The following is a 25,297-nucleotide window of genomic DNA, read 5'->3' as shown; positions in this document are numbered from 1 at the left end:
TGGGCCTGGCTCTCCAGCATGGCCATCATCGCCTTGGAAAAGGTCCTTACCTTCGGACCGCTCTACACGCTCACTGGCGGATGGGAGTGCATGTTTCAGCGCTATGCGCTTGCAGATGTGCTCATCTGCATTGCGCAGCCCCTTGCCGTCAGCCTGTACGGCAGGAGCGGCCCCAAGGCGCTCTGGACGGGCATCATCACCAGCGAGTTCATCAGGTACGTCCCCACCATGGTGCTCCTCGCCTGGCTTGCAACCTCCCCACCACCTGACTTTGAAATGGGCCCCCTGCATCGCTCCGCATACTTCTGGTGGACGCTGCGGGCCATCGTTTCAAGCGCTGCCATCATCTGGCTCTGCATGAAGCGAGAGCGCCCGGGTTGGCGAATGCTGGTCATCTCAGGACTGGCGAGCGTCGCGCTGCTGGGACTGCTCAGCCATCGCGACAACTCCGGCATCGATTCTCCCCTGCCGTGGAACGGGAAAGGCGTCATGCCCGTCGCGGTGATGCGCTCTCCCTGAGCCACCCCGAATACCGTATCCAACAGGGAGCGGGACAAGCGGCGGTCGCTCCCAGTATCATCGGCAAATGCAGACAGCGCACAGCGCATCCCCTCGCCCGTCCGGTCACAAGGAATGGATTCGCTGGGTCGGTTGGACCTGGGCCTCAGTCATCGCGAGCCTTACCATCGCAGGGGGATTTGCGTTCGGAGGGAGCTACACCTTAAGTGGCGGGCAAGGCGACTGCCTCGGCCTGGGTTCTCCACTTTCGGAGCTCCTCCTTGGACTTGCACAGCTCCTTGCCGTCGTCATGTTCGGCCGGAAGGGACCGAGCGCGTGCTGGGCCGGAATCATCACCACTGCGTTCGTTCGTTACGTACCCTCCGCAGCAATGCTTGGATGGGTGCTTGTCACCACGCCCATTGAAGTGGACAACCTCAGAGGCTCCGCTGTCCTCTGGTGGACGGCAAGCGCCGCCATCTCGACGGCGGCCCTTGTCTGGCTCTGCACGAAGCGAGCGTCGCCAGGCTGGAGGCGGATGGCCGTCTCGGGCCTCGCGAGTGCCGCCCTCCTCACGCTCCTCAGCCAGTGGACGAATGATTTCTACGTCAATCCCATCCTTCCTTGGAGAAGCCTGCTCCTTTGGCAGATCATCTCTCAATGAGCCCTAACGAAAAAGAGCCATTGTCCGAAGCGCAGCGCGAATCCGCCCTGGAGGCCATCGTGGGCTCGGACCGGGCAACCATCGACCCAGCAGCCAAGCTCCTTTCAGGCGACCCGACGACCACGGACAGGCTGATACCGTTGCTCGACACCGTCAGCAGTGCGGACGCACGGCAGGGAATCCTCTACGCGCTCTCCTGGCATGGTGACCTCAGGGCATGGGAGCTCATGGTGCGCATCCTCGCGAATCCCCAAGAGGACCCCGTGGTGCGCGGACAGGCCGCGGAGGGCATTGCGTACATGTTCTCCCAGGTCAGGCCGGGGACCGCCAGGTTCGAGTCCGCCGCCAAGGCACTGCTGTCGGCACTGAAGGACCCATCTCTTGAGGTCCGCTTCGGCGCGATATTCGCGCTCGGAGAGTCAAACCATCTCCCATTCGTCCCGGTGCTCGAAGCCCTGGTCAATGACCAGACCCCAGTCCCGGGCTGGGGTGAGACCATCGGGGAGAAGGCCGCTGCGGCGATCGAATCATTGACGTGGGGCAAGACGTGACGGCCTGGCGCGCATCGAACGGCGCCCGCTTCGCATCGGAGTGAGCAGCACGGTAGGCTCTCGAAATGGAGCCGTCTTCGACTTCGAGTGCAGCCCTGCCAAGCCCTCGCCCCGAATCGCCTCGCGTCTTCAGATGGGCCTTTGCCGCGCTTCTCGCGGCCTTCCTCATTGAATTCGTGATCAGACGGGTGGTCCCGCACGAGTGGGGCTACACCCTGATGGGCGGACAGGGTGACTGCATGGGTCTCGGCGACGGAGCCGAGGACATGACGATAGGCTTTGTCCAGCTCGTTATTGTCCTGATGTACGAAAGAGCGAGCCCCAAGGCCCTCTGGACTGGCATCGTCACCACAGAATTCATCCGCTTCGCCCCTGCCGCCGTCCTCATCACATGGGCCGCCGTCTCAAATCCATCCGAAGTGGGGGACCTGCTTCGCTCCGCTTTTTTCTGGTGGCCTTTGCGAGGCCTCATGTCCACTGCGGCCTTCATCTGGCTCTGCCTGAAGCAAGACCGACCACGCTCGCTGGCCGTGCCGATGCTCGCAAGTCTCACGGTCCTCGGCGCACTCAGCCTGTGGAACTCGGAGCCTCACTTCAACGGTGCGCTTCCCTGGAGGACCGATAGCTTGTTGCACATGCTCAGCCGTGAGCCACGCCCGATTCCCTGAGTCCCCAGTGAAATGAACGGGTGGCCGATGTCAGGGCGTGAGAACCGAGACCCACCCCAATTCCCCCGCCCAGCCAATCAGTGCCGAGTCCGAGGCCCCTCCTCCTCCCCAGGCGGCGCCAGTCGCTGAGACAGCAACCCCAGCAACTCCTGGGTCGACAGCCGTCCAGCCGCGTCCTTCCCTTCCAGCACCCCCGCCACCAGCGCGCGCTTGTGCTCGTGCAGCGACAGCATCTGCTCCTCGATGGTCCCCCGCGTCACCAGCCGGTACACCGTCACCGGCCGCTCCTGGCCAATCCGGTGCGCGCGGTCGGAGGCCTGGTCCTCCACGGCGGGGTTCCACCACGGGTCCAGGTGAATCACCGTGGTCGCCGCCGTGAGGTTCAGCCCGAAGCCACCGGCCTTGAGCGAAATCAGGAACAGCGGGACGTCCCCCTCCTGGAACGCGCGCACCCGCTCGGCCCGAGCCCCCGCGGGCGTCTGTCCATCCAGGTACTCGTAATCAATCCCCTCCGCGTCCAGCACCTCGCGCACCAGCGCCAGATGGGACGTGAACTGGCTGAACACGAGCGCGCGATGCCCCTCCGCGCGGAGCTCCCGCACCAACTCCATGAACCGCTCCAGCTTGGCCGACTCCAGCTTCGAGCCCGCGTCATACAACCGCGGATGTGAAGCCAGCAGGCGCAGCCGCGTGAGCGCCGCCAGGATTTCGATGCGCCGCTCCTGCTCCTTCAGCTTCGGCTTGCGCGTCTCCAAATCCGAGAGCGCCGCCAGCCGCGCGTCCTCGTAGAGCGCCCACTCCTCGGACGACAGGACGATGGGCACCCGGATGTCCGTGCGCGGCGGCAACTGCGCCTCCACCTGCGCCTTCGTGCGGCGCAGCAGGAAGGGCTGAAGCACCCGGGCCAGCGCGGGCGCGGCCGTCGGGTCCACGCCCCGCTCAATCGGCGCGGCGAAGCGCGAGCGGAACGCCTCCCAGCTCCCGAGCAGCCCTGGGAAGACGACGGCGAAGAGGCTCCACAGCTCGCCCAGGTGGTTCTCCAGCGGCGTGCCGGAGAGCGCGAACTTGAAGTCCCCCTGGAGCGCCCGCGCCGCGCGGAAGCGGTGCGTCGTCGCGTTCTTCAGCGTCTGCGCCTCGTCGAAGATGATGGTGGAGAAGCGGAGCTTCGACAGCCGCTCGATGTCCCGCGTGAGCAGGCCATAGCTCATCACCAGCACGTCCTTGGGCCCCAAGCGCTCCAACGTCTGACCCCGGTCCGCCACCTCCGAGAACAGCGTCATCCGCAGCGACGGCGCGAAGCGCTTCGCCTCCTCCATCCAGTTGAAGGCCACGGACGTCGGCGCCAGCACCAGCGCGGGCCCCAGCTTGCTCCGGTCCAGGAGCACCGTCAGCGCCTGCACCGTCTTGCCCAGGCCCATGTCGTCCGCGAGCACCCCACCCGCCCCCCACGACGCCAACCGCGTCAGCCAGCGGAAGCCCTCCTGCTGATAGTCCCGCAGCGCCGTCTTCAGCCCCGCGGGCACCCGCGGCTTCAGCTCCTTCGCCGCGAAGATGCGCTCCACCAGCGACTGCCACGTCTTGTCCGCCTCGACGTCCGCGCCGGCGTCCTGGAGCGCGGTGAGCGCCTCCACCGCGGAGGGCCCCACCTCCAGCCCATGGCGTGTGGCGTGGGCATGGTCCGCCAGCCGCTCCAGGTGCTCCCGCAGCGCCCCCTCAATCTCCACGTAGGACGTCGCGTCCACCTGGACCCAGCGCTCCTTGCGCCGAGCCGCGTCCAGCAACCGCGCCAGCTCCACCCGCTCGCCTTCCACGGACAGCCCGCCCAGCACGCCGAACCAGTCCCGCTTCCGCTCCAGGATGACCTTCAGCGCCTGAGGCGCGGGGGCCTGGAACAGCCGCACCGGCGCCCCCACCCACTCCAGCTCCGGCCGAGGCTCCACCTCCGTACACGCCGCGAGTACCGCCAGGCCGCCCTGCGCGCTGGTGAAGCGGAAGGTGAAGGGCAGCTCCTCGGGCTCCGCCGTGTCCAGCGGCAACCGGGCCTGCAGCAGCTCCGCCGTATCGCGTTCCTGAACGAAGTCCCGCACCGCGTGCACCGCCCCCGTGCCTCGCCGGATGTGGACGTCACGCGCCCCCTCCCCCGGAATGAACGTGGGGCTGTCAGGCAGCGGGCGGGCACGCAGCTCCACGCGGACCGCGCCGCTCGCATGCGCCTCCATGCGCACCACGGAGACGTAACGCAGCGGCACCGACTCCCCCATGACGCTCCGGGGCAGCGCCACCGGCACGCGCAGGGACAGCTTCGACAGCTGGTCCAGCAGCGCCACATGGCTCTCCGGCGGAAACGCGTTGCCGTGGCGGTTCAACGCCGTCAGCAGCGCGCGGACCTCCGGCCCCGCGTCCAGCACGGTGAGCACCCGCTGGTGGTCGTCCCAGACGTAGAGCCCCTCCTCCGGCGGCGCCCTGCGCACCCGCTCCAGCATCGCCGAGGGCAGCGTCGCGCCATCCACGCCCGCGCTGACGATGACCACCCCGTCCCGGTCCTCGGCGACGAGCCCGACCTTCGCGCGCTCGATGCGCACCAGCAGGTCCGGGTTCTCATCCAGGTGGATGCGAGGATGCCCCACCAGCTCGAAGAGCAGCGCGCGCGACGCCGGGGCCTCCGACTCCGGCAGCAACGCCGCCAGCCGCGCATCCGCCGCCGACAACTGCGAGCCATGCTCCTGGAGCAGCTTGCGCCGGCTCACCTTCGCGCCCGTGCTGCGCTGCCCCTTCTTGTTGCGCTTGTGCACGTACGGCGCCAGCTCCACGCCGTACCCGTTGATGACGTCCAGCCGCCAGGAAACCTCCCCACCCCCGGGCCCGCCGGGGCTGTCATCGACGGCCCGCTCCAGCGCCCGCAGCGCGCGCTCCCAGCCGGGACGGACCAGCTCCTCCAGCTCCTCGCCAAAGGTCTCCGACCAGGGCTGGCGCAGCCACAGCAGCGCCGTGTCGATGACCGCCAGCAGGTGGACGCAGAACGTCGCGCCGCAAGAGCAGTCCCCCGTGACTTCGGTGGGGGAGAAAATCAGCCGGGCCTCGGGGAGGATGAAGCCCGCGTGCGCGCCCACCGGCAGCTCGGAGATGCGCGTCTCGCGCAGGCGGAAGCCCGGCAGCGGCGCGTCGTACTGCATCAGGTCCGGCACCAGCGCGTGCACCGGCCGAGGCGCGACGGACGCTGGAACCCGCGCGCGCAACGCCAGCAACAGCCCATGGACGCGATGCGTGCGGGAATCCCCAGGCGGCGCGAGCCGCTCCTCGAGCGAGGCCCGTGACGCCTCCGCGCCCAGCCGCTCCGCCTCCACGAAGCGCCAGGCGAGCGTGGGCAGCAGCTCCTTCATCCGGGGCGACGGCATCGCCTCCGTCATCCAACGCGCCAGCGAGTCCGTGCTCAACAACTCCACCAGCCGGCGGCGGGCGAGCACGGGCCGCGCCTGCGGCAACCAGGCGGCATCCACCAGCGGCATCAGCACCGCCAGGCTCAGCCGCGACAGGTGCTCGAGCCCCTGCGCCCGCAGCCACGCCAGCGCATCGCTGGCCGTATCGAACAAGGGAGTCACGGACTCATCGAGCGGCGCGGACATGCCCCCGCTTCTTCGCGAAGCAGCCACGAAACGCAAGGCCGGGCCGTGACGCGAGGCCACCAGACGCCCGGCTGCCCGGCGTCACTTTCCGCATGCCCCCAGCGATATGGGCCCGCGAGCCACGACGTTGTCACGGGCGCCGCACACATGTGGCCCTGCCCCCTCAAGGAGTCCTGTCGATGACGATGAGCCCCCAATTCGCGAGCATCCTCATGCTGCTGGTGCTGACGGGTTGCACGAGCCAACGCCAGACGCTGCTGGAACGCACGACCAGCTACGTGGTGTACGACATGCCCGCACGGCAGGTCATGAAGGCCGCCGAGGCCGTCCTGAGCGAGCGCGGCTACGCCCTGCTGCCCAGCACGGACCCGCTGTTCCTCATCACGCCTTGGAAGGTCTCCGGCAACTACGACGTCTTCACCCACTGGTCCCGCCTCTACGTCGAAGGGTACAAGCGCCCCGACGGCCGGTTCACCGTGCGCGCGTACCAGATGGCCGCCAACATGCCCGCTCGGACCCAGTCGTTGCCGGCCCCGGAGAAGACGACCATGTCGGCCCCCGAGGAGAAGCAGAACATCATGCCCACCGTCCTGCTCTCCGCGGAGCCCGTGCTGGTGCGCTCCGCCAGGCCCGACCTCCGCCGGGACCGCGAGCTCGAATGGGCCATCATGGAGCGGCTCGACCCAGACTTCGCCGGACGCGTCAAGACGCAGGTCGACATCTATCTCGCCCATTCATCCTCGGAGCGGCCGGGTGACGTACTTGAATGACCTCGCTTGCTTCGATATCCCGCCAGGGATGCCAAGGAGCGTCCCCGCGTGAAGCGAAGCGTGTATGGCCTGGTCCTCGCCCTGTCACTCACCGCCTGCAAGGAAGAACCTCGCGGGAAGATGGAGCCCATCCCCCGCCCGCCGGGGATGAAAGACGCTCCGCCTCCCCCGGAGGCCGCCCCGGCCCAGGCCGCGGAGCCCCCGGTGGACCCCTCGAAGGTGGTCCTCCGGTGGAAGCTCACCGCGGGCGCGCCCACGTCGTACCGGCTCGACATCGAGCGCACCGGCGGCGCCCCTGAGGAGGGCTCCTCCACCAGGAAGGGCAGGGGCAAGGGCAAGGAGAAGCCCGCCGCCGCGGCGCCCGCGGCGACGCTGCCCGACGCCCTCACCTACGCGCTGGAGCGGACCGACTCGGGTGACTACCGCCTCCGCGTCATCCCCGAGGGCAGCAACGCCGAGGTGGACGTCGGCACCCTGAGCGAGCGCGGCTTCGTGCTCGACGGCCTGCAGGGCGCCACCCGCAACACGGCCACCCTGGTGCTGGAGCTGCCCAGGGAGCCGGTGGGCACCGGCGACACCTGGTCGCTCGGCACCGAGCTGATTCTGTCCGAGGCGCTGGGGGCCCAGTTCCAGGCCGGCCAGCCGGAGCGGCGCAACCGCGTGAAGCTCGCCAGCCTGACGCCCGCTGACGGCGGCGAGCAGGTGGCCACGCTGGAGTACGACATCTCCGAGAAGCTGGGTGGCACGGTCCACGCGCAGGAGGCCCCGCCCACCTCGCCCGCGCGCGCCGCGGAGGAAGAGGCGGAGGCCGCGGACTCGGAGAACCCCCGGCGCAAGCCCTCGCCCGAAACCAGCGCCAGCGCCGAGGTCACCATCACCGGCCGCGGCGAGTTCCTGGTGAAGGCCGGACGCTGGCGCTCCTGGGAAGGCACCATCACCTCGGTGACGAAGGGCGGCTTCCCCACCGCCGCCCTCCAGGTGCCCACGGGCACGATGAAGCTGCGCCTCAGCGCGGCGGAAGCGGCCCCCGCGCCGGCGCCTACGGCGCAGCCGCAGCAGTAGGCGGGCCGTCCGACTCGCGCACCATGCGCACCACCGCGTCCACCCACGCCGGGTGGGCGTTGAGGGAGGGGACGAGCGTCAGCGACTCCCCTCCCGCCTCCACGAACTGCTCCCGCGCGCGGAGGCCAATCTCCTCCAGCGTCTCCAGGCAGTCCGCCACGAAGGCCGGGCACATCACCGCCAGCCGCTTCACGCCCTGCTTCGCCAGCTCCGGCAGCACCACGTCCGTGTACGGCTTCACCCACGGCGTGCGGCCCAGGCGCGACTGGAAGGACACGCTCCACCCGTCCGCCGGCAGGCCCAGCCGCTGCGCCAGCCCCCGCGCCGTCGCGTAGCTCTGCGCGCGGTAGCAGTGCCGGTTCGCGTCCGTCAGGGCGTCGCAGCACGAGGCCGTGGACAGGCAGTGCGTCCCCGTGGGGTCGCTCTTGCGCATGTGCCGCTCCGGCAGGCCGTGGAAGCTGAAGAGGACGTAGTCGGCGCGCGCCTCGTCAATCACCGGCCGCGCCACGGTGGTGAAGGCGTCCAGGAAGCCCGGGTGCTCGAAGAAGGCCGGCACCGCGCGCACGAAGGGCACGTCCCAGGACTGGGCCAGCACCTCGTAGGTGCGCGCCAGCGAGGACGCCGTGGAGGACGCGGCCTCCTGCGGGTACAGCGGCAGCACGGTGAACTCCGACACGCCGCGCGCCTTGAGCGCCGCGATGCCGTCGGGGATGGAGGGCGAGCCATACCGCATGGCCAGCACCACCTCGTACTCGCCCGCCAGCCGCTCGGCCACCTGGGCCGCCAGGGCCTGGCTGTACACCAGCAGCGGCGAGCCCTCCTTCATCCAGATTTTGCGGTACGCCTCCGCGCTCTTCGCCGGCCGCACCGGCAGGATGACGAGGTTGAGCAGCGCCCAGCGGGCCACGGGGTGGATGTCGATGACGCGCGGATCGCTGAGGAACTCGCGCAGGTAGCGGCGCACCGGCCCCGGCTGGGGCGCGTCCGGCGTCCCCAGGTTGACGAGCAGCAGCCCTCGCTTCGAGGTGGGCGTTGGCATCAGTGCAGGGAATTGGGGAGGGTGAGCGCGAACTCGGCGATGCGCGCCTCGAAGCGCGTGCCGTCCGGCCGCGCCATGTCATAGCTGCCGCGCATGGTGCCGAAGGGCGTGCGGAGCATGGCCCAGCTCGTGTACTCGAACCGCTCTCCGGGCCCCAGGTGGGGCTGGCGGCCCACCACGCCCTCGCCCCGCACCTCCTCCACCTTGCCCGTGGCATCGGTGATGACCCAGTGCCGTGCCTTGAGCTGCGCGGGCGCGTCGCCCTCGTTGGCAATCTCCACCGTGTACATGAAGGCGAACTGCCCGGACTCCGGAGCGCTGCGCTCCGGCCAGTAGGAGGGCTTCACGGTGATGCGGATGCCGTCGGTGGTGGCGCTGGAGGACATGCCCCCAGATTTGGCGGCAACCGCCGCCACTTGCAAGGAAAACGCTGGGTTGGAAGCCCCAGCGCCCGGCCTACGTCTTCGCGCTCTCCCGGTCCTGGCCGGGGTCCGGCTGCTTCGGCCACACCAGCGAGGCGATGATGGCCGCCAAGAGGATGCCGGCAATCACGCCCAGGGAGATGCCGATGTGGAGGTGGATGTCGAAGAAGGTGATGAGCATCTTCACGCCCACGAAGCCCAGGATGGCGCTCAGGCCCACCTTCAGGAAGTGGAACTTGTCCATCAAACTGGCCACGACGAAGAACAGCGAGCGCAGGCCCAGAATCGCGCACACGTTGGACGTGTAGATGATGAAGGCGTCCTGGCTGATGCCCAGCACCGCGGGGATGGAGTCCAGCGCGAAGAGCAGGTCCGTGGCCTCCACCACCAGCAGCACGATGAAGAGCGGGGTGAACTTGCTGCGGCCGTCCTCCTGCACCATGAAGCGGCTGCCCTCCCCCAGGCGGGCCACCGGCAGCACCCGGCGCGCGAACTTCACGATGCCCTTCTGCTCCGGGTCAATCTCCTCGTCCTTGGACACCAGCATCTTCACCGCGGTGAAGACGAGGAACGCGCCGAACAGGTAGATGAGCCAGTGGAACTGCTTCACCAGCGCCGTGCCGGCGAGGATGAGGCCGGCGCGCATGACGAACGCGCCCAGGATGCCCCAGAAGAGCACCCGGTGCTGGTGCTCGGGCGCCACCCGGAAGTAGCTGAACACCATCAGGAAGACGAAGAGGTTGTCGACGGAGAGCGCGTACTCCACCACGTACGCCGTCAACCACTGGAGCCCCACGGTGGGCCCCTGGTAGTGCCAGATGCCCGCGCAGAAGATGAGGCTGAGGGTAATCCACACCAGCGTCCAGAGGCCCGCCTCCTTCGGCGTCACCGCATGGTCCTTGCGGTGGAACAGCCCGAGGTCCAGCGCGAGCATCGCGAGGACGAAGACGTTGAAACCCACCCAGAGCGCGACTTGCGTGTTCACGTGGCAATCCTGTTGCAGGGTACGGCGGGGCGCACCCTACCGGCGGGAGGCCCGGGCGTCGACCCCTCCGAGGAACCTTCTGGGGCACCCATTTTCGTCCAGCCGCCTGTCCCGCCAGGGCTACTCCGTGGCCGGACGGCGCAACACCGCCAGCGAGCGGCCCACCACCTGCACGGTGCCCCCCGCGGGCGTGTGCGTGCGAGGCGACTCGCCTGACACCGCCGTGTCCACCACCAGCTCCCAGTCCGCGCCCCACTCCACGGCGGGCAGCATGAAGGTGATGGGCTCGTGGTGCGCGTTCATCAGCACCAGCACGGTGTCCCCGACAATCCGGTTCCCTTCGTCGTCCGGGGCGGCGATGGCGTCCCCGCCCAGCAGGATGCCCAGGGAGCGCACGTAGGGCTTCTCCCAGTCGTCCTTGCGCATCTCCTTGCCGTCCGGCCGGAACCACGCCAGGTCCTTCAGCTCGCTGTCCCACATATGGGCGCCGCGGAAGAAGCGCCGCTTGTGCAGCACCGGCTGCTCACGCCGCAGCTTCGTCAGCGCGCAGGTGAAGTCCAGCAGCGCGCGCTGCGTGTCGCTCAGCTCCCAGTTCACCCACGACAGCTCGTTGTCCTGGCAGTAGGCGTTGTTGTTGCCCTTCTGCGTGCGGCCCATCTCGTCGCCGGCCACCAGCATGGGCACGCCCTGGGACAGGAAGAGCGTGGCCAGGAAGTTGCGCTTCTGCTGCTCGCGCAGGGCGTTGATCTTCGCGTCCGTCGTCTCGCCCTCCACCCCGCAGTTCCAGGAGTGGTTGTCGTTGGCGCCGTCCCGGTTCTCCTCGCCGTTCGCCTCATTGTGCTTGTCGTTGTACGTGACGAGGTCATGCAGCGTGAAGCCGTCATGCGCGGTGACGAAGTTCACGCTCGCGGTGGGCTTGCGGCCGGACATCGAGAACAGGTCCGAGCTGCCCGTGAGGCGGTAGCCAATCTCCGCCGCCTGCCGGTCATCGCCCTTCCAGTAGCGGCGGATGGTGTCGCGGTACTTGCCGTTCCACTCGCTCCACAGCACCGGGAAGTTGCCCACCTGGTAGCCGAAGTCACCCACGTCCCAGGGCTCGGAGATGAGCTTCACCCGGCTGAGCACCGGGTCCTGGTGGACAATCTGGAAGAAGGCCGCGCGGGTGTCGTAGCCGTGCCTGTCCCGGCCCAGCGTGGTGGCCAGGTCGAAGCGGAACCCGTCCACGTGCATCTCCTCCACCCAGTAGCGCAGGGAGTCGGCGATGAGCTTCAGCGCGTACGGGTGCGTGGCGTTCCACGAGTTCCCGCACCCGGTGAAGTCCATGTAGTAGCGCGCGTCCTTGTCCGTGAGCCGGTAGTACGCCGCGTTGTCCACGCCCTTGAAGGACAGCGTGGGGCCCAGCTGGTTGCCCTCGCAGGTGTGGTTGTAGACGACGTCGAGGATGACCTCGATGCCGGCGCGGTGGAGCTGCTTCACCATCCGCTTGAACTCGTCCACCTGCCCGCCCAGCGAGCCCGAGCCGCTGTAGCGCGCGTCCGGCGCGAAGTACCCCAGCGTGTTGTAGCCCCAGTAATTGACCTTCTCGCGCTGGATGAGGAAGGGCTCGTCCACGATGTGCTGGATGGGCAGCAGCTCCACCGCGGTGACGCCCACCTTCTTCAGGTGCTCGATGCTGGCCGGGTGGGCCAGCCCCGCGTAGGTGCCCCGCAGCGCCTCCGGGACGCGCGGGTGCAGCTTCGTGAAGCCCTTCACGTGGACTTCGTAGATGAGGGTGTCGTGCCAGGGCACGGCGGGCGGGGCGTCGCCCTCCCAGTCGAAGGTGTCCGGGCCCAGCACCACGCCCTTGGGCACGGCCGCGGCGTCGTCGCGCGCGTCGAAGGCGAGGTCGTCCTCCTTGGCGCCCGGCGTGTAGGCGTAGATGGGGCCCTGGTAGTCCACCTGGCCGTGGATGGCCCGGGCATAGGGGTCCACCAGCAGCTTGTGCGGGTTGAAGCGCTGGCCCTTCTTCGGCTCGTAGGGGCCGTGGACGCGCAGCCCGTACAGGGTACCGGCGGCCAGGCCGGGCACGTAGCCGTGCCACACCTGATGGGTGGTCTCCAGCAGGGGGAAGCGGCGCGTCTCCTTCGCGGGGTCCTCCGGGTCGAAGAGACAGACCTCGACCTTCTTCGCGTGCTCGCTGAACACCGCGAAGTTGACTCCGTGCCCATCGAACGTGGCGCCCAGGGGATACGGCTTCCCTGGAAGCACCTCGGCCCTCCTCATCCGGTGCTCCTCTCCAGCAGAATCACCGGGAACTCCGCCAGGAGCGGTCCCAGGGGCAGCACCGCGCCACCCGGTCCACGCTCGGGACGCACCTGACGTCCGGTGAACACCTCGCGGAACATCATGCCCGCATATGCCTCCGGAAGGTCCAGGAACGTGCTGCCGTACGCGCCCGCCAGCCCCTCAGGGGACGCCAGGGCGGACAGGGTGTAGCGCGGCGCGCAGGCCACCACCACGGCGTCCCCGTGCTCGCGCGCGAAGGCCACCGCCGCCTTCGCCCGGGGCCCCGTCAGCTCGAGCGCCCGGTAGCCCCCCTCCCGGAACAGCGCCGCCTGCCGCTGGCGCAGCCGCAGGGACTCCGCCAGCACGTAGAGCTTCACCTGGCCGTCGTCCAGGTCCGCCGCCAACCGCCGGCTCAACGCGCCCCGGTCCTGCGTCGCCTCGGCGTCCAGCGCCTCCAGGAGCCGCGCGCGCTGGGCGAAGTCCACCGGCCGCCGGTTGTCCGGGTCCACCAGCGACAAGTCCCACAGCTCGCAGCCCTGGTAGGTGTCCACCACGCCGGGCGACGCCATCTTCAGCAGGAGCTGCCCCAGGGCGTTGTGCTGGCCCGCCCGCTCGATGGAGCGCTTGAAGTCCCGCGCGTCCTCCAGGAAGTGGCCCGTCACCTTCGGGTCGAAGCAGGCGTCCACGAAGCGCGCCACGGCGTCGTCGTAGGCGCTGTCGGGGTTGGTCCACGACGTGCGGACCTTGGCCTCCTTGATGGCCTTGCCCATGTACTCACGCACCCGGCGCTGGAAGTCCGCCAGCTCCTCCGCGGAGTGGGACTCGCCCATGGGCCACGCGCCCACCACCGTCTGGAAGAAGAGGTATATGTCGTTGGCCGTGGGCGCCGGGCCGGTGGGGAGCTGGGACACCGCCTTCTCCGTCTGGCGGGCCCACTTCCTCACGCGCTTGCGCCACGCCTCGGGCAACTCGGTCAGCACGTTGATGCGCGCGCGCACGTCCTCGCTGCGCTTGGTGTCGTGGGTGCTGGAAGTGAGCTGGCTGGCCGGCCACTGCTCCGCGCGCTCCTGGTTGCGCAGGTGGAAGGTGTTGGCGTGGACGCCGAAGCGCTCCGGCTCGCCGCCCACCTCGTTGAGGCTGACCAGCCGGTTGTAGATGTAGAAGACGGTGTCCTCCAGGCCCTTGGCCATCACGGGCCCCGTCACCTGCTGCAGCTTCATGGCGAAGCGCAGCATCACGTCCCGCTCGCGCGCGTCCACGTGCTCCGGGTAGCGGCGCAGGAGGATGTCGCGCAGGAAGTCGAAGATGGACGCGTTGGTGGTGGCGTTGCGCTCCTTGGCGCGCTGGAGGGTCCATTCGATGTACTGCACGTCACGCCCATCCAGCTCCGGGCGCCAGCCGTCCACGTAGGTGCGGTAGACGGGGAACAGGGCGATGAACTCCACCAGCGCCCGCCGCAGCGAGTTGAGCGTGAAGTCGCGCGTGCGCCGGTTCATCTCCGAGATGCGGTTGAGCTCGTGCGCCAGCACGTTGATTTCGCTGGCCATGGACACGCGCATGATGAGCAGCTTCTTCTGGTAGACGAGCTCGGCGAAGTCCGCCTGCCCTCCCACGAAGCGCTCGTACAGCTCCGTCAGCGGCTTCTCCGCGTCCGGCTGCACGAAGAGGCCGCTCACCGCGTTGGCGAAGCGGTAGCCCGTGGTGCCGTGCACGGCCCAGGACTCCGGCATGCGCTCGCGGCCGCCCTGAATCTTCTCCACCACCACGTACAGCGCCTTGCGCAGCGGGCTGTCCGGCTGCTGCGTCACCTCCGCGCGCCACCGCTCGCGCAGCGCGCGCTCCACCGCGGGCCAGCGCGTGTCATCCTCCGCGTGCGCCTGGAGGAACAGGGCGTGGGCCCGCTCCACGAAGTACGCCTCCTGCAGGTCCAGGAAGTAGGCGGTGGGGTCGAAGAGGCCGTCCGGATGGTCGATGCGCAGCCCGGTGACGAGCCCCTCGCGCAGCCAGCGGAAGATGAGCGCGTGCGCCTCCTGGAAGACGTCCGGGTCCTCCTCGCGCAGCGCGGCCAGGCCGTTGATGTCGAAGAAGCGCCGGTAGTTGATCTCCTCGCCCGCCACCCGCCAGTGCGCCAGCCGGTAGCTGCACGCCGACAGCACCGAGTCCAGCAGGTCATACGAGCGCGGGTTGCCCGGCTCGCCGTTGAAGACGCGGACGTTGTCCTCGATGTAGGCCAGCACCTCCGGGAACTCCGCCGTCACCGAGGCCAGCCGGCGCTTGATGACCTCCTTCTCCCGGTGGCGCTCCACCACCTTGGGCCGCTCCACCTCCGTGCGCGCCGGCAGGTGGTCGATGGCGGTCAGGATGGACAGGAGCTCCACCATGCCGGGGTGCTCCCCGCCCAGCCGCGACTCCAGCCGCTCCAGCCCATGGCGCAGGATGCGGGCGTACTGGCGCGGCGCCACCGGCAGCAGGTGGTCGTAGTAGTGGAGGAAGAAGGCGCCCTCCTGGAAGGACAGCTTGAGCTCCCCCCGCTCCAGGACGATGCCGTACTGGTCTCCCAGGATGGGCAGCAGCACCCTGTCTCGCAGCTCCTCCTTCACCGGCGACCAGTCGACGTCGAAGAACTTCGCGTAGACGGAGGACGGGCCGTTCTCCAGCACGTCGAACCACAGGCGGTTGTCCCGCTCGATGCCCATGTGGTTGGGCACCACGTCCAGCACCTGCCCCATGCCCTGCTCGCGCAGCGCCGCGCAGAGCGCCGCGTGGGACTCGGGCGTCCCGACCTCGGGGTTCAATTGTTGGTGGTCCACGCAATCGTAGCCGTGGGTGCTGCCGGGGGTGGCCTTCAGGTAGGGCGAGGCATAGAGGTCACTCGCCCCGAGGCGGGCCAGGTACGGCACCACCTGCCGCGCGTCCTCGAAGGTGAAGCCCTTGTGGAACTGGACCCTGTAGGTGGACAGAGGCGTGTGCGGGCGGGCCGCCAGCTCCGCCTGGACGCGCGAGTAGAGGCCCTCGGCCAGGGCCTCCGCCGTCATCGTGGCGCCACCCGCCCCATTCGAGGCGGACCCCTCTTCTTCCAAGGCGTCGAGCAACATGCGGCCCAGAGGTAGGCCGCCCACGCGCCGGCCGCCAGCACGCAGTGTGGCGTCCGCCCTCTATCCAACGCTCCACGCCGCGGCGCCATGGCCTGGAAATGCAAAGGGCCCGCCGCTTGTCGCGGCGAGCCCCGAGTACGGCCACCGGGAGACCCCGGCCAGTGCTCAGCTCAGCTGCTTGTTCACCAGCGCCGTCATCTCGAACATGGTGACGCTCTTCTTGCCACCAAAGATGGGCTTGAGCTTGTCATCGGCGTTGATCTGCCGCTTGTTCTTCGCGTCCTGCAGGCCCTGCTTCTTGATGTAGGCCCAGAGCTTCTTGACAACCTCGGTGCGCGGCAGCGGCTTCGCGCCGACGATCTCAGCGAGCGCGGCAGACGGCGTCATCTCCTTCATGAACGACGCGTTCGGCGTGCGCTTCTTCGCAGCGGGAGCCTTCTTCGCGGCGGGAGCCTTCTTCGCAGCAGCTTTCTTGGCGGCCATTCGTCTTGAGTCTCCTCCCCTCCGAAGGGGACGTTGTACGGCTTTGCTTATGTGAAGCGAGAGCCGATGCGGCGTAGAAGTAGCACGCCCAAGCCCGAAAAACAGCCCTCTCCTGCGTTTTTCCCTCTGAGCGCCCCTCTGCGAACGCGGCTGGAGCCCGAGAATCAGCCTCCGGAGCGCTCGGCACCCGCTGGCGCCTTCGCTTCGGAACGCCGCCGGAGGCCGAAATTCAGGCTCCGGAGCGCTCTCTTCCCTCAAGAAATCCCTTGGCGGCGTGGATCAGCGCCGGAGCGGCCGCCGGATTCTCCTTGCGGACGTGGTGTGTTTTTTTGGATGAAAAGCCGTCATGAGAGCCCTCATCACCGGCGCCGGCGGCTTCCTGGGAACGTGGCTGGCCAAGGCCCTGGCCGCGCGCGGAGACAGCGTCACATGCCTGTTGCGCCCGGGAGGAGACGCCTCGGGGCTGGCGGGGGTGAGCCATTCGCGGGTGGACGGCGACGTGACGGTGCCCTCCACGCTGGCGGCCGCGGTGGCCGGACAGGACGTCGTCTTCCACCTCGCGGGGGCTCGCCGCGGCGCGACACGGGACGACTTCATGCGCGTCAACGCGGAGGGCACCCGCCACCTGTGTGAGGCCATGGTGGCCGCGGGGCACCGCCCCCGGCTGGTGCTCACCGGGTCGCTGGCCGCCTGCGGTCCGTCCACGCCCACCCGGCCGCATGTGGAGGAAGACGCCTTCCAGCCCCACGAATGGTATGGAGAGAGCAAGGCGGAGGCGGAGCGCATCGCCTTCTCCTATGGAGACCGGCTGCCCGTCACGGTGTCGCGGCCGCCCCGCATCCTGGGGCCCGGAGACCGGGAGAACCTCACCTTCTTCAAGATGGCCCGGCGCGGCATCCGGCTGGAGTTGTCCGGCGGGCCTCGTCCGCTGACCCTGATTGACGTGGAGGACGTGGTGGACGTCCTGCTGCTCCAGGCCACCCACCCCGCGGCCGTGGGCGAGGCCTTCTTCTGCGCGGGCCCCGGCGCCCCGCTGTCACTGGAGCAGGTGCAGGACCTGGGCGCGCGGGCCCTGGGAATCTCTCCCCGCACGGTGCGCGTGCACCCCGCGGTGCTGCGGGCCCTGGCCACGGCGGCGGACGGGGTGTCCCAGTTGACGGGCCGCAAGCTGGCGCTGAGCCGGAAGCTGGCGAAGCAGCTCCTCGCGCCCGCCTGGACGTGCTCCGGGGCCAAGGCCGAGCGGCTGCTGGGTTTTCACCCCCGGCGCGACCTGGCGGACTCCATCCGTCGCAGCGTGACGTGGTACCAGGAGCAAGGCTGGCTGTAGCCCGTCCGCCCGGAAGCCACCGGGGGCCCGCCAAGTTCCCGGCATCGTTGACCTTACCCCCCTCCAAGTGTCAGGAAGCCCGCAGCCCCATGTCCGCGAAAGCTGCCTTCTTCGATGTCGACGGGACGCTCGTGAAGACGAACGTCGTCCACGTCTACGCGTACTACGCGATGAACCGCGGCTCCGTCCTGGGTATCGCCGGGCGGACCCTGAGCACCGCCCTCAGCGTGCCGCTCTTCGGTGTCATGGACGCGTTGGACCGCAAGACGTTCAACGAGTTCTTCTACCGCTACTACGCGGGCCTCAGCGAGGACCGGCTGGTCACCATCGCCGAGGACATGTTCGAGGACGTGCTGCAGCCCGCCCTCTTCGAACAGACGCAGGACCTCATCGACCAGGCGCGCCGCAGCGGCTGCAAGATCGTCCTCGTCACCGGCGCGCTGGACTTCACCATGCGCCCGCTGGCCCGCCACCTGGGCGCCGACGACATGATCGCCAACAAGATGCAGTTCGTGGGCGGCAAGGCGACGGGCAAGGTGATTCCGCCCATCATCGAAGGCGCGAACAAGGCCAACGCCATCCGCGCCTACTGCACCAAGGAGGGCCTGTCCCTGGACAAGTGCCACGGCTACTCCGACAGCGCCTCTGACTACGCGATGCTCGCGGTGGTGGGCCGCCCCACCGCGGTGAACCCGGACCTGAGGCTGCGCTCCATCGCGCGCGCCTACAACTGGCCCATCCTCGACCTCAAGTAGGAGCCCCCATCTCCATGCGCCCGTTCAAGACGCTCCAGAAGCTGTACGACGAGGAAAGCCAGGTCGTCATCACCGAGAAGGGCAGCCCGCCTCGCGTGCTGTTCCACGGTGAGAACTTTCTCCAGGAGGACCTGCCGGTCGGCACGCGCGTCATCTTCCCGCGCCCGCCCCTGGCCGGCGTGCCCAACGTCAAGGCCGCCATCCGCTACGCCATCAACCACCCGGAGGGCATGGAGCCGCTGCACGCCCTGCTCAAGCCGGGCATGCGCCTGACGTGCGTCATTGACGACATCAGCGTGCCGCTGCCGCCCATGGTGACGCCGGACGTGCGGCAGACCATCCTGGAGATCGTCCTGGAGCTGGCCGCCGACAGCGGCGTGGACGACGTCCACCTGGTCATCGCCAACGCCCTGCACCGCAGGATGACGGAGGGCGAGATGAAGCGCATGGTGGGCGAGAAGATCTTCGACGCCTACTACCCGGACCGCTACTACAACCACGACGCCGAGGACCCGGACGGGATGGTCGCGCTGGAGCGCACCTCCCACGGCGAAGAGGTGTCGGTGAACCGCCGCGTGGCGGAGAGCGACCTCATCGTCTACGTGAATGTGAACTTCGTGCCCATGAACGGCGGGCACAAGTCCATGGGCACCGGCGTGTCCAACTACGCGTCGCTGCGCCACCACCACAACCCCAAGACGATTCGCGCCTCCGACAGCTACATGGAGCCGAAGACGAGCGCGCTCTACAAGAGCAACGAGCGCATCGGGCGCAACATCGACAAGCACCTGAAGGTCTTCCACATCGAGACGGCGCTGAACAACCGCATGTTCGGCGGCCCCACCGACTTCCTGGCGAAGAAGGAGGAGGACTACACGGAGGGCGACCGGCTGAAGTTCCAGGCCATGCGCTTCGCGCTGTCCAAGCTGCCGCGCGCCGCGGCGCGCAAGGTGCTCAACTCCGTCCCCGCGCCCTACGACGTCACGGGCGTCTACGCCGGCGCGACGGAGCCCACGCACGCGAAGACGCTGGAGACCAGCTACAAGCAATACGTGGTGCCGGTGGAGGGGCAGAGCGACATCGTCATCTTCCCCATCCCGTTCATCTCGCCGTACAGCGTCAACTCCATCCTCAACCCGCTGCTGGTGCAGGTGATGGGGCTTGGGTACTTCTACAACCTGAACCGCGGCGTGCCGCTGGTGAAGAAGGGGGGCGTGCTCATCCTCCTGCACCCGGCCTACGACGAGTTCGACCCGGAGCACCACCCCAGCTACATCGAGTTCTTCCACCGGCTGCTGCCGGAGACGCGGGACTCCATGAAGCTGGAGCACAAGTACGAGCGCGAGTTCGCGGAGAACCCCAGCTACGTGCACCTGTACCGCAAGGGCAACGCCTACCACGGCGTGCACCCCTTCTACATGTGGTACTGGGGCGAGAACGGCCGCCAGCACGTGGGCAAGGTCATCGTCGCGGGCGCGGAGAACAACCACGTCCCCGCCCTGATGGGGTGGGAGCGCACCGACACGCTCACCGAGGCCATTGAAGAGGCGCGCGGGTTCATGGGCCGCTCGGCCACCATCAGCCTGCTGCGCATCGCGCCCACGGTGATGGTGGACGTGAAGTGAGGACGCCCATGGCCCCCCTTCCCGAGCTGAACGTCACCCAGACCTTCACCGGCAAGCGCCTGCTCTTCGCGGGCGCCACCGGCTTCGTGGGCAAGGTGACGCTGTCCATGCTGCTGAGCCGCTATGGCCAGGACCTGGACAAGGTGTACGTGCTGGTCCGCAAGGGCAGCGCCGCGTCCGCCGAGCGCCGCTTCTTCGACAAGGTGGCCACCAGCGAGCCCTTCCAGCCGCTGCGCGACAGCCTGGGAGACGCGGGCGCGCTGGCCTTCATCCAGCAGAAGGTGGAGGTGCTGGACGGCGACATCACCGACCCGTGGATGGGCCTGGAAGAGGCCCGCGTGGCGGAGCTCACCGGCCAGGTGCACGCCTTCATCAACTGCGCGGGCCTAGTGTCCTTCAACCCGTCGCTGGAGGTGGGCCTCAACGTCAACACCCACGGCCTGAAGTTCGCCGCGGAGCTGGCGCTGCGCTGGTCCGTGCCGCTCATCCACATGTCCACGGCCTTCGTGGCGGGCAACCGCAGCGGGCTCGTCTTCGAGGACGAGGACATCCGCGGCTACTTCCCCAAGCGGGAGGAGATGGACGGCCGCGACTTCAGCCTGGAGCAGGAGCTGCAGGACGCGGCGCGCATCGTCGCGCGGCTGCGCGAGCAGGCCGAGGACCGGGCCCTCACGTCCACCTTCCGCAAGAAGGCGCTGGACCGGCTGGAAGAGGAAGGCCGGGACACCAACGACGAGAAGACGCTGCGCCTGGCCGTGGGCCGCGAGCGCAAGCTGTGGCTCAGCGGCGAGCTGGTGCGCGCCGGCATGGAGCGCGCCGCGCACTGGGGCTGGCCCAACACGTACACGTATACGAAGTCCCTGGGTGAGCAGGTGCTCGCGGCCACCCCGGGCCTGCGCTACTCCATCGTCCGGCCCTCCATCGTGGAGAGCGCGCGGCACTTCCCCTTCCCCGGCTGGAACGAGGGCTTCACCACCTCCGCGCCGCTGGCCTTCGCGGGCATCAAGGGCCCCGGCGGCATCCCCGCCGGCGAGAGCACCATCCTGGACATCATCCCGGTGGACCAGGTGGCGGGCGCCACCATCGGCATCACCGCGCACGCGATGGACGTGGAGGAGCGGCGCATCTACCAGCTCGCCTCCGGCGACGAGAACCCCTTCTACGCCGGCCGCTCCGTGGAGCTGGTGGGCCTGTACCGGCGGCGCTACTACCGCAACCGCGAGTCCGGCAACGCGCTGATGAACAAGCTGCGCTCGCGCCTGGAGCCGCAGCCGGTCAGCAAGAAGGAGTTCGAGCTGTTCAGCGCGCCCATGCTGTCGCGCGGCGCGCGCTTCCTGAAGAAGGCCATCGACGAGGTGCGGCCCGCATGGGGCGCCCCCGCCGTGCAGGCCATGCTGGACAAGGCGAAGGTGTCGCTGGACGAGGTGGAGGAGAACGCCCAGGGCATCATCGCCCTGACGGAGCTGTTCCTCCCCTTCCTCTACGAGAACCGCTACGTCTTCCGCTGCGACAACACGCGCTCCGTCTACGCGCGCATGGCGCACGCGGACCGGCTGAAGGTGCCGTGGGACCCGGAGCACATCGACTGGCGCGAGTACTTCCTGGGCACCCACCTCCCCGGCCTGGAGAAGTGGGTGTTCCCGGGCATGGAGTCGGAGCGCGAGAAGCGCACCGTCATCCCCGCGCACCGAGACCTGCTGGAGCTGCTGGAGGCCACGGTGCACGCGTACCGGCACCGCGTGGCCTTCCGCATGGTGGCGGGCGAGCGGGAGGAGCGCTTCACCTACGGCGAGGTGCACCGCTACGCCGCGCGCGTGGGCAGCTTCCTGCTGGCCAAGGGCATCAAGCACGGCGACCGCGTGCTGCTGGTGTCGGAGAACCGGCCCGAGTGGGGCATCACCTACTTCGGCATCCTGCGCTCGGGCGCCACCGTCGTCCCGGTGGACCCGGCGCTCAGCGAGGCGGAGCTGGTCAACATCGCCCGCCGCGCGGAGGCGCGCGCGTGCCTCGTCTCCGAGGACGCGGCCCGGGACTACCCGGGGCTCTTCGCCGCGCTGGGTGAAGGCGTCACCGTGGCCAGCCTCGCGGAGGCGATGACAGGCGACCCGGCGCACCCGGACCGCATCGGGCCGGTGCGCAAGTCCGCCGCCGCGGACGACCTGGCCAGCGTCATCTTCACCTCCGGCACCACGGGCACGCCCAAGGGCGTGATGCTCACGCACCGCAACTTCGCCTCGCTGGTGGCGAAGCTGGCGGGGACCTTCGACATCGGCGTGGGCGACGGCGTGCTGTCCGTGCTGCCGCTGCACCACACCTTCGAGTTCGCCGCCGGCTTCCTCACCCCGTTCTGGCGCGGGGCGGAAATCACGTACATCGACGAGCTCACGTCGGACCGGCTGGGCGAAGTGTTCGAGACGGGCCGCATCACCGCCATGGTGGGCGTGCCGGCGCTGTGGCAGCTCCTGCACCGCAAGATGACGCAGGAGTTCGCCAGCCGCCCGCCGTTCATCGAGCAGGCGCTCAAGGCGCTGATGGCCACCCACGGCGAGCTGCGCAACCGCAACAACATCAACCTGGGCAAGCTGCTGTTCTGGCCGGTGCACCGCAAGTTCGGCGGGCGCATCAAGGTCCTGGTGTCGGGCGGCTCGGCGCTGCCGGACGACGTGCACAAGGCCTTCCACGAGCTGGGCTTCAACATCACGGAGGGCTACGGCTTGACGGAGGCCGCGCCGGTGCTGGCGGTGACGAAGCCCGGCAACAAGCGCCAGCCCGGCACGGTGGGCCGCGCGCTGCCCGGCATCGAGCTGCGCATCCTCAACCCGGACAACGACGGGCTCGGCGAGGTGCTGGCCAAGGGCCCCAACGTCATGCCCGGCTACTTCGGCGACCGCGAGGCCACCGAGGCGGTGCTCAAGGACGGCTGGCTGCACACGGGCGATCTGGGACGTCTGGACGCGGAGGGCCGCCTGTACCTGGTGGGCCGCGCCAAGGACGTCATCATCGACCACAACGGGAAGAACATCTACCCGGACGAGCTGGAGGAGCTGTACCAGGACCACCCGCACATCAAGGAGCTGTCCGTCGTCGGCCTGCCCGACGAGGCGGGCGGCGAGAAGGTGGCGTGCCTGTGCGTGCCTGACTACGGCGACCGGCCTCGCGAGGAGGTGCGCCGCGAGCTGGAGGAGCACTTCCGCAAGGTGGGCTCGGGCATGCCCTTCTACCGCCGCGTGAAGGTGCTGCGCCTGTGGGACGGCGAGCTGCCCCGCACCGCGAAGCGCAGCGTGAAGCGCAAGCAGGTGGTGGAGGAGCTCAAGCGCCAGGAGCGAATGGCGGCCAGCGCCAGCAAGGCGCGCGAGAAGGCGGCCAGCCCCACCACGGGTGGCGTGGCGGACTGGCTCTTCCCGCTCATCGCGGAGGTCAGCCACCGGCCGGTGACGGACGTGCGTCCGGACGCGCTGCTCAGCGGGGACCTGGGGTTCGACTCGCTGATGCTCACCGAGCTGTCCTCCGCGCTGGAGGCGGCCGGCGTGCCGCTGCCCGCGGTGGAGGATTTGACGCAGGTGCAGACGGTGGAGGACCTGCGCAAGGTGGTGGCGTCCTCCGGCAAGCGGCCCTCGGTGGAGACGCGGGCGAAGGACATCTCCAAGGAGAACGAGCGCGCGGAAGAGGTGGAGATTCCGGTGCCCGACGTGGTGGCGGACGTGGGCCGGCAGCTCCTGTCCTTCGGGCAGAAGGTGCTCTACGGCGGCGTGTTCGACGTGAAGGTTACGGGCAAGCCCTTCATCCCGCAGAACCGCAACTTCCTCGTCATCGCCAACCACTCCAGCCACCTGGACGCGGGCCTGGTCCGCACGGCGCTGGGCGAGCAGGGCGAGCGGCTGGTGTCCCTGGCGGCGCGCGACTACTTCTTCAACACGCCACTCAAGCGCGCCTGGTTCGAGAACTTCACCAACCTGGTCCCCATTGAGCGGCAGGGCTCGCTGCGCGAGTCGCTGCGCATGGCGGGCGAGGCCCTGCGGCAGGGCTTCAACGTCCTCATCTTCCCGGAGGGCACGCGCTCTCCCACCGGCGAGCTGATGGAGTTCAAGTCCACGCTGGGCTACCTGGCGCTCACCTACCACGTGGACGTGCTGCCGCTGTACATCGGCGGCGCCTTCGACGCGCTGCCCAAGGGCAGCGTGCTGCCCAGGACGAAGACGCCCCTGCGGGTGAACATCGGCCCGGTGCTGGGCCACGCGGACCTGCGGACGCGGGTGCAGGGCATGGCGCGCTCGGAGGGCTACCGCTACGTCACCCGCATCGCGGAGGACTCGATGCGGGCGCTGCGCGACGGCCGGGTGCTGAGCCTGGAGCGCGTGGACCTGCCTCCGGCCGGGGCCACGTCCCGGACGTCCTCGTCCACGGAAGGGAAGGACTCGTGAAGCTGCTGGTGACGGGAGGCACGGGCTTTCTGGGCACGCACCTGGTGCCCAGGCTGGTGGCGGCGGGCCACGAGGTGCGGCTCATCGGCCGCTCGCAGCCCTCGGGCGCGGCCTACGCGGGCACGGAGTACGTCCCCGGAGACTTGAAGAACCGGGACGCGGTGCGCCGCGCGCTGGAGGGCGTGGAGGCTGTCTACCACCTGGCGGGGCTCGTCTCCTTCCAGCCGAAGGACGCGCGGAAGATGTTCGAGCTGCACGTGGACAGCACCCGCGAGCTGCTGAGCGACGTGCGCGAGGCGGGCGTGAAGCGCGTGGTGCTGGCCTCCACCTCCGGCACCATCGCGGTGTCGAAGGAGGAGCGCGTCCTCGACGAGCGCGCCGACTACCCGATTACGGTGGTGGGCCAGTGGCCCTACTACCTGTCCAAAATCTACGAGGAGAAGCTGGCCCTGGCGTACTGCCGCAAGCACGCCATCCCCCTGGTGGTGCTCAACCCCAGCCTGCTGATGGGGCCGGGGGATGACCGGCTGTCCTCCACCTGGACGGTGGTGAAGTTCCTCAACGGCGAGATTCCGGCCATGCCGGGCGGCGGCATCTCCTTCGTGGACGCGCGCGACGCGGCGGACGCCTTCGTCCAGGCGCTCACCCGGGGCGAGGTGTACGGCCGTCACCTCATGGGTGTGAATCTGTCCATGACGGACTTCTTCCAGCGGCTGGAGCGCCTGTCCGGCGTGCCCGCGCCGAAGCTGAAGCTGCCCTCCAAGCTCAACGTGCTCGGCGGGAAGCTGCTGGAGCGCTGGGCCAAGGTGCGCGGCACCACGCCGGCGTTGGACCCGCAGGAAATCGACATCGGCGAGCACTGGTTCTGGCTGGACGCCTCCAAGGCGGAGGCCGAGCTGGGCTTCCGCGCGCGGGACATCCAGGAGACGCTCTCCGAGACGGTGCAGCACATCTACGGGAAGATGCCGCCCCAGAGCCTGCCGGGCACCAAGGGCCGGCTGGCGGAGCTGCGCGAGAACACCTGAGCGGGACGCTGGCGGGAGC

Annotated in this window: 17 protein-coding genes; 10 read left to right on the top strand and 7 right to left on the bottom strand. The window is 69.1% G+C overall.

Going from position 1 to position 25,297, the window contains the following annotated elements; all coding sequences use genetic code 11:
* Window positions 1-18: 18 nt before the first annotated feature.
* The 3 genes from MYMAC_RS08310 (at window position 19) to MYMAC_RS08300 (ending at window position 2,381) form a co-directional block, all read left to right on the top strand.
* Window positions 19-519: a hypothetical protein gene (locus tag MYMAC_RS08310; protein WP_095957680.1), complete on the top strand. Its 501-nt coding sequence runs from the start codon at window positions 19-21 to the stop codon at window positions 517-519.
* 702 nt (window positions 520-1,221) lie between these two features.
* Window positions 1,222-1,713: a HEAT repeat domain-containing protein gene (locus MYMAC_RS08305; RefSeq protein WP_239989418.1), complete on the top strand. Its 492-nt coding sequence runs from the start codon at window positions 1,222-1,224 to the stop codon at window positions 1,711-1,713.
* A gap of 239 nt (window positions 1,714-1,952) precedes the next feature.
* Entirely contained in the window at window positions 1,953-2,381 is a 429-nt protein-coding gene (locus tag MYMAC_RS08300; RefSeq protein WP_157757476.1) for a hypothetical protein, read from the top strand.
* A 77-nt stretch (window positions 2,382-2,458) separates the two neighbouring features.
* On the opposite strand, the gene MYMAC_RS08295 is transcribed toward MYMAC_RS08300, so the two are convergent.
* Window positions 2,459-6,004 (bottom strand): DEAD/DEAH box helicase, encoded by a 3,546-nt coding sequence (locus MYMAC_RS08295; protein ID WP_095957678.1) that lies wholly within the window; start codon window positions 6,002-6,004, stop codon window positions 2,459-2,461.
* A 185-nt stretch (window positions 6,005-6,189) separates the two neighbouring features.
* Between MYMAC_RS08295 and MYMAC_RS08290 the strand changes: the two genes are divergently transcribed.
* Window positions 6,190-6,774, top strand: a complete 585-nt coding sequence (locus MYMAC_RS08290) for a hypothetical protein (protein WP_239989417.1) — start codon at window positions 6,190-6,192, stop codon at window positions 6,772-6,774.
* A gap of 48 nt (window positions 6,775-6,822) precedes the next feature.
* A complete protein-coding gene (locus tag MYMAC_RS08285) occupies window positions 6,823-7,836 on the top strand; it encodes a hypothetical protein (protein WP_095957676.1) in 1,014 nt (337 codons plus the stop codon).
* Here the strand turns inward: MYMAC_RS08285 and hemH are convergent.
* The 6 genes from hemH to MYMAC_RS08255 form a co-directional block, all read right to left on the bottom strand.
* Window positions 7,814-8,875 carry a ferrochelatase gene (gene hemH, locus MYMAC_RS08280; protein ID WP_095957675.1) on the bottom strand — a complete coding sequence of 354 codons (1,062 nt, stop codon included), beginning with the start codon at window positions 8,873-8,875 and terminating at the stop codon, window positions 7,814-7,816. The two genes, MYMAC_RS08285 and hemH, sit on opposite strands and share 23 nt — an antisense overlap.
* The gene (gene apaG / locus MYMAC_RS08275; RefSeq protein ID WP_013935327.1) at window positions 8,875-9,261 is read right to left on the bottom strand and encodes a Co2+/Mg2+ efflux protein ApaG; all 387 of its coding nucleotides are present in this window, start codon (window positions 9,259-9,261) and stop codon (window positions 8,875-8,877) included. Before apaG ends, hemH begins: the two co-directional genes overlap by 1 nt.
* A gap of 70 nt (window positions 9,262-9,331) precedes the next feature.
* Window positions 9,332-10,282, bottom strand: a complete 951-nt coding sequence (locus tag MYMAC_RS08270; RefSeq protein WP_013935328.1) for a TerC family protein — start codon at window positions 10,280-10,282, stop codon at window positions 9,332-9,334.
* A gap of 120 nt (window positions 10,283-10,402) precedes the next feature.
* Window positions 10,403-12,544 (bottom strand): glycogen debranching protein GlgX, encoded by a 2,142-nt coding sequence (glgX, locus tag MYMAC_RS08265; protein WP_095957674.1) that lies wholly within the window; start codon window positions 12,542-12,544, stop codon window positions 10,403-10,405.
* A complete protein-coding gene (gene treY, locus MYMAC_RS08260; RefSeq protein WP_204817748.1) occupies window positions 12,541-15,642 on the bottom strand; it encodes a malto-oligosyltrehalose synthase in 3,102 nt (1,033 codons plus the stop codon). Before treY ends, glgX begins: the two co-directional genes overlap by 4 nt.
* A 165-nt stretch (window positions 15,643-15,807) precedes the next feature.
* A complete protein-coding gene (locus MYMAC_RS08255) occupies window positions 15,808-16,125 on the bottom strand; it encodes an SWIB/MDM2 domain-containing protein (protein ID WP_011551643.1) in 318 nt (105 codons plus the stop codon).
* Between the two features lie 346 nt (window positions 16,126-16,471).
* Between MYMAC_RS08255 and MYMAC_RS08250 the strand changes: the two genes are divergently transcribed.
* The 5 genes from MYMAC_RS08250 to MYMAC_RS08230 all read left to right on the top strand — a co-directional run bounded on the left by MYMAC_RS08250 (window position 16,472) and on the right by MYMAC_RS08230 (window position 25,278).
* The gene (locus MYMAC_RS08250; protein ID WP_095957673.1) at window positions 16,472-17,452 is read left to right on the top strand and encodes an NAD-dependent epimerase/dehydratase family protein; all 981 of its coding nucleotides are present in this window, start codon (window positions 16,472-16,474) and stop codon (window positions 17,450-17,452) included.
* Window positions 17,453-17,541: 89 nt separating this feature from the next.
* Window positions 17,542-18,207, top strand: coding sequence for an HAD family hydrolase (locus MYMAC_RS08245; protein WP_013935332.1), 666 nt, complete (start codon window positions 17,542-17,544; stop codon window positions 18,205-18,207).
* 14 nt (window positions 18,208-18,221) lie between these two features.
* Window positions 18,222-19,832 (top strand): NPN-dependent hydroxyacid isomerase, LarAH14/15/16 family, encoded by a 1,611-nt coding sequence (gene larAH, locus MYMAC_RS08240; protein WP_013935333.1) that lies wholly within the window; start codon window positions 18,222-18,224, stop codon window positions 19,830-19,832.
* An 8-nt stretch (window positions 19,833-19,840) separates the two neighbouring features.
* Window positions 19,841-24,253, top strand: a complete 4,413-nt coding sequence (locus tag MYMAC_RS08235) for an AMP-binding protein (protein ID WP_095957672.1) — start codon at window positions 19,841-19,843, stop codon at window positions 24,251-24,253.
* Entirely contained in the window at window positions 24,250-25,278 is a 1,029-nt protein-coding gene (locus tag MYMAC_RS08230) for an NAD-dependent epimerase/dehydratase family protein (RefSeq protein ID WP_095957671.1), read from the top strand. Before MYMAC_RS08235 ends, MYMAC_RS08230 begins: the two co-directional genes overlap by 4 nt.
* The last annotated feature ends 19 nt before the right edge of the window (window positions 25,279-25,297 follow it).

The sequence above is a fragment of the Corallococcus macrosporus DSM 14697 genome, assembly GCF_002305895.1.
Taxonomy (GTDB): Bacteria; Myxococcota; Myxococcia; order Myxococcales; family Myxococcaceae; genus Myxococcus; species Myxococcus macrosporus.
The sequence above is the reverse complement of the archived record's forward strand: the minus strand, read 5'-3'. Positions and strand labels throughout refer to the sequence as shown.

Coding starts and splice junctions, on each gene's coding strand:
- MYMAC_RS08310 (WP_095957680.1), top strand. CDS start 19: ATGGCCATCATCGCCTTGGAAAAGGTCCTTACCTTCGGACCGCTCTAC.
- MYMAC_RS08300 (WP_157757476.1), top strand. CDS start 1,953: ATGGGTCTCGGCGACGGAGCCGAGGACATGACGATAGGCTTTGTCCAG.
- MYMAC_RS08295 (WP_095957678.1), bottom strand. CDS start 6,004: ATGTCCGCGCCGCTCGATGAGTCCGTGACTCCCTTGTTCGATACGGCC.
- MYMAC_RS08290 (WP_239989417.1), top strand. CDS start 6,190: ATGAGCCCCCAATTCGCGAGCATCCTCATGCTGCTGGTGCTGACGGGT.
- hemH (WP_095957675.1), bottom strand. CDS start 8,875: ATGCCAACGCCCACCTCGAAGCGAGGGCTGCTGCTCGTCAACCTGGGG.
- apaG (WP_013935327.1), bottom strand. CDS start 9,261: ATGTCCTCCAGCGCCACCACCGACGGCATCCGCATCACCGTGAAGCCC.
- glgX (WP_095957674.1), bottom strand. CDS start 12,544: ATGAGGAGGGCCGAGGTGCTTCCAGGGAAGCCGTATCCCCTGGGCGCC.
- treY (WP_204817748.1), bottom strand. CDS start 15,642: ATGTTGCTCGACGCCTTGGAAGAAGAGGGGTCCGCCTCGAATGGGGCG.
- MYMAC_RS08255 (WP_011551643.1), bottom strand. CDS start 16,125: ATGGCCGCCAAGAAAGCTGCTGCGAAGAAGGCTCCCGCCGCGAAGAAG.
- MYMAC_RS08250 (WP_095957673.1), top strand. CDS start 16,472: ATGAGAGCCCTCATCACCGGCGCCGGCGGCTTCCTGGGAACGTGGCTG.
- MYMAC_RS08245 (WP_013935332.1), top strand. CDS start 17,542: ATGTCCGCGAAAGCTGCCTTCTTCGATGTCGACGGGACGCTCGTGAAG.
- larAH (WP_013935333.1), top strand. CDS start 18,222: ATGCGCCCGTTCAAGACGCTCCAGAAGCTGTACGACGAGGAAAGCCAG.
- MYMAC_RS08235 (WP_095957672.1), top strand. CDS start 19,841: ATGGCCCCCCTTCCCGAGCTGAACGTCACCCAGACCTTCACCGGCAAG.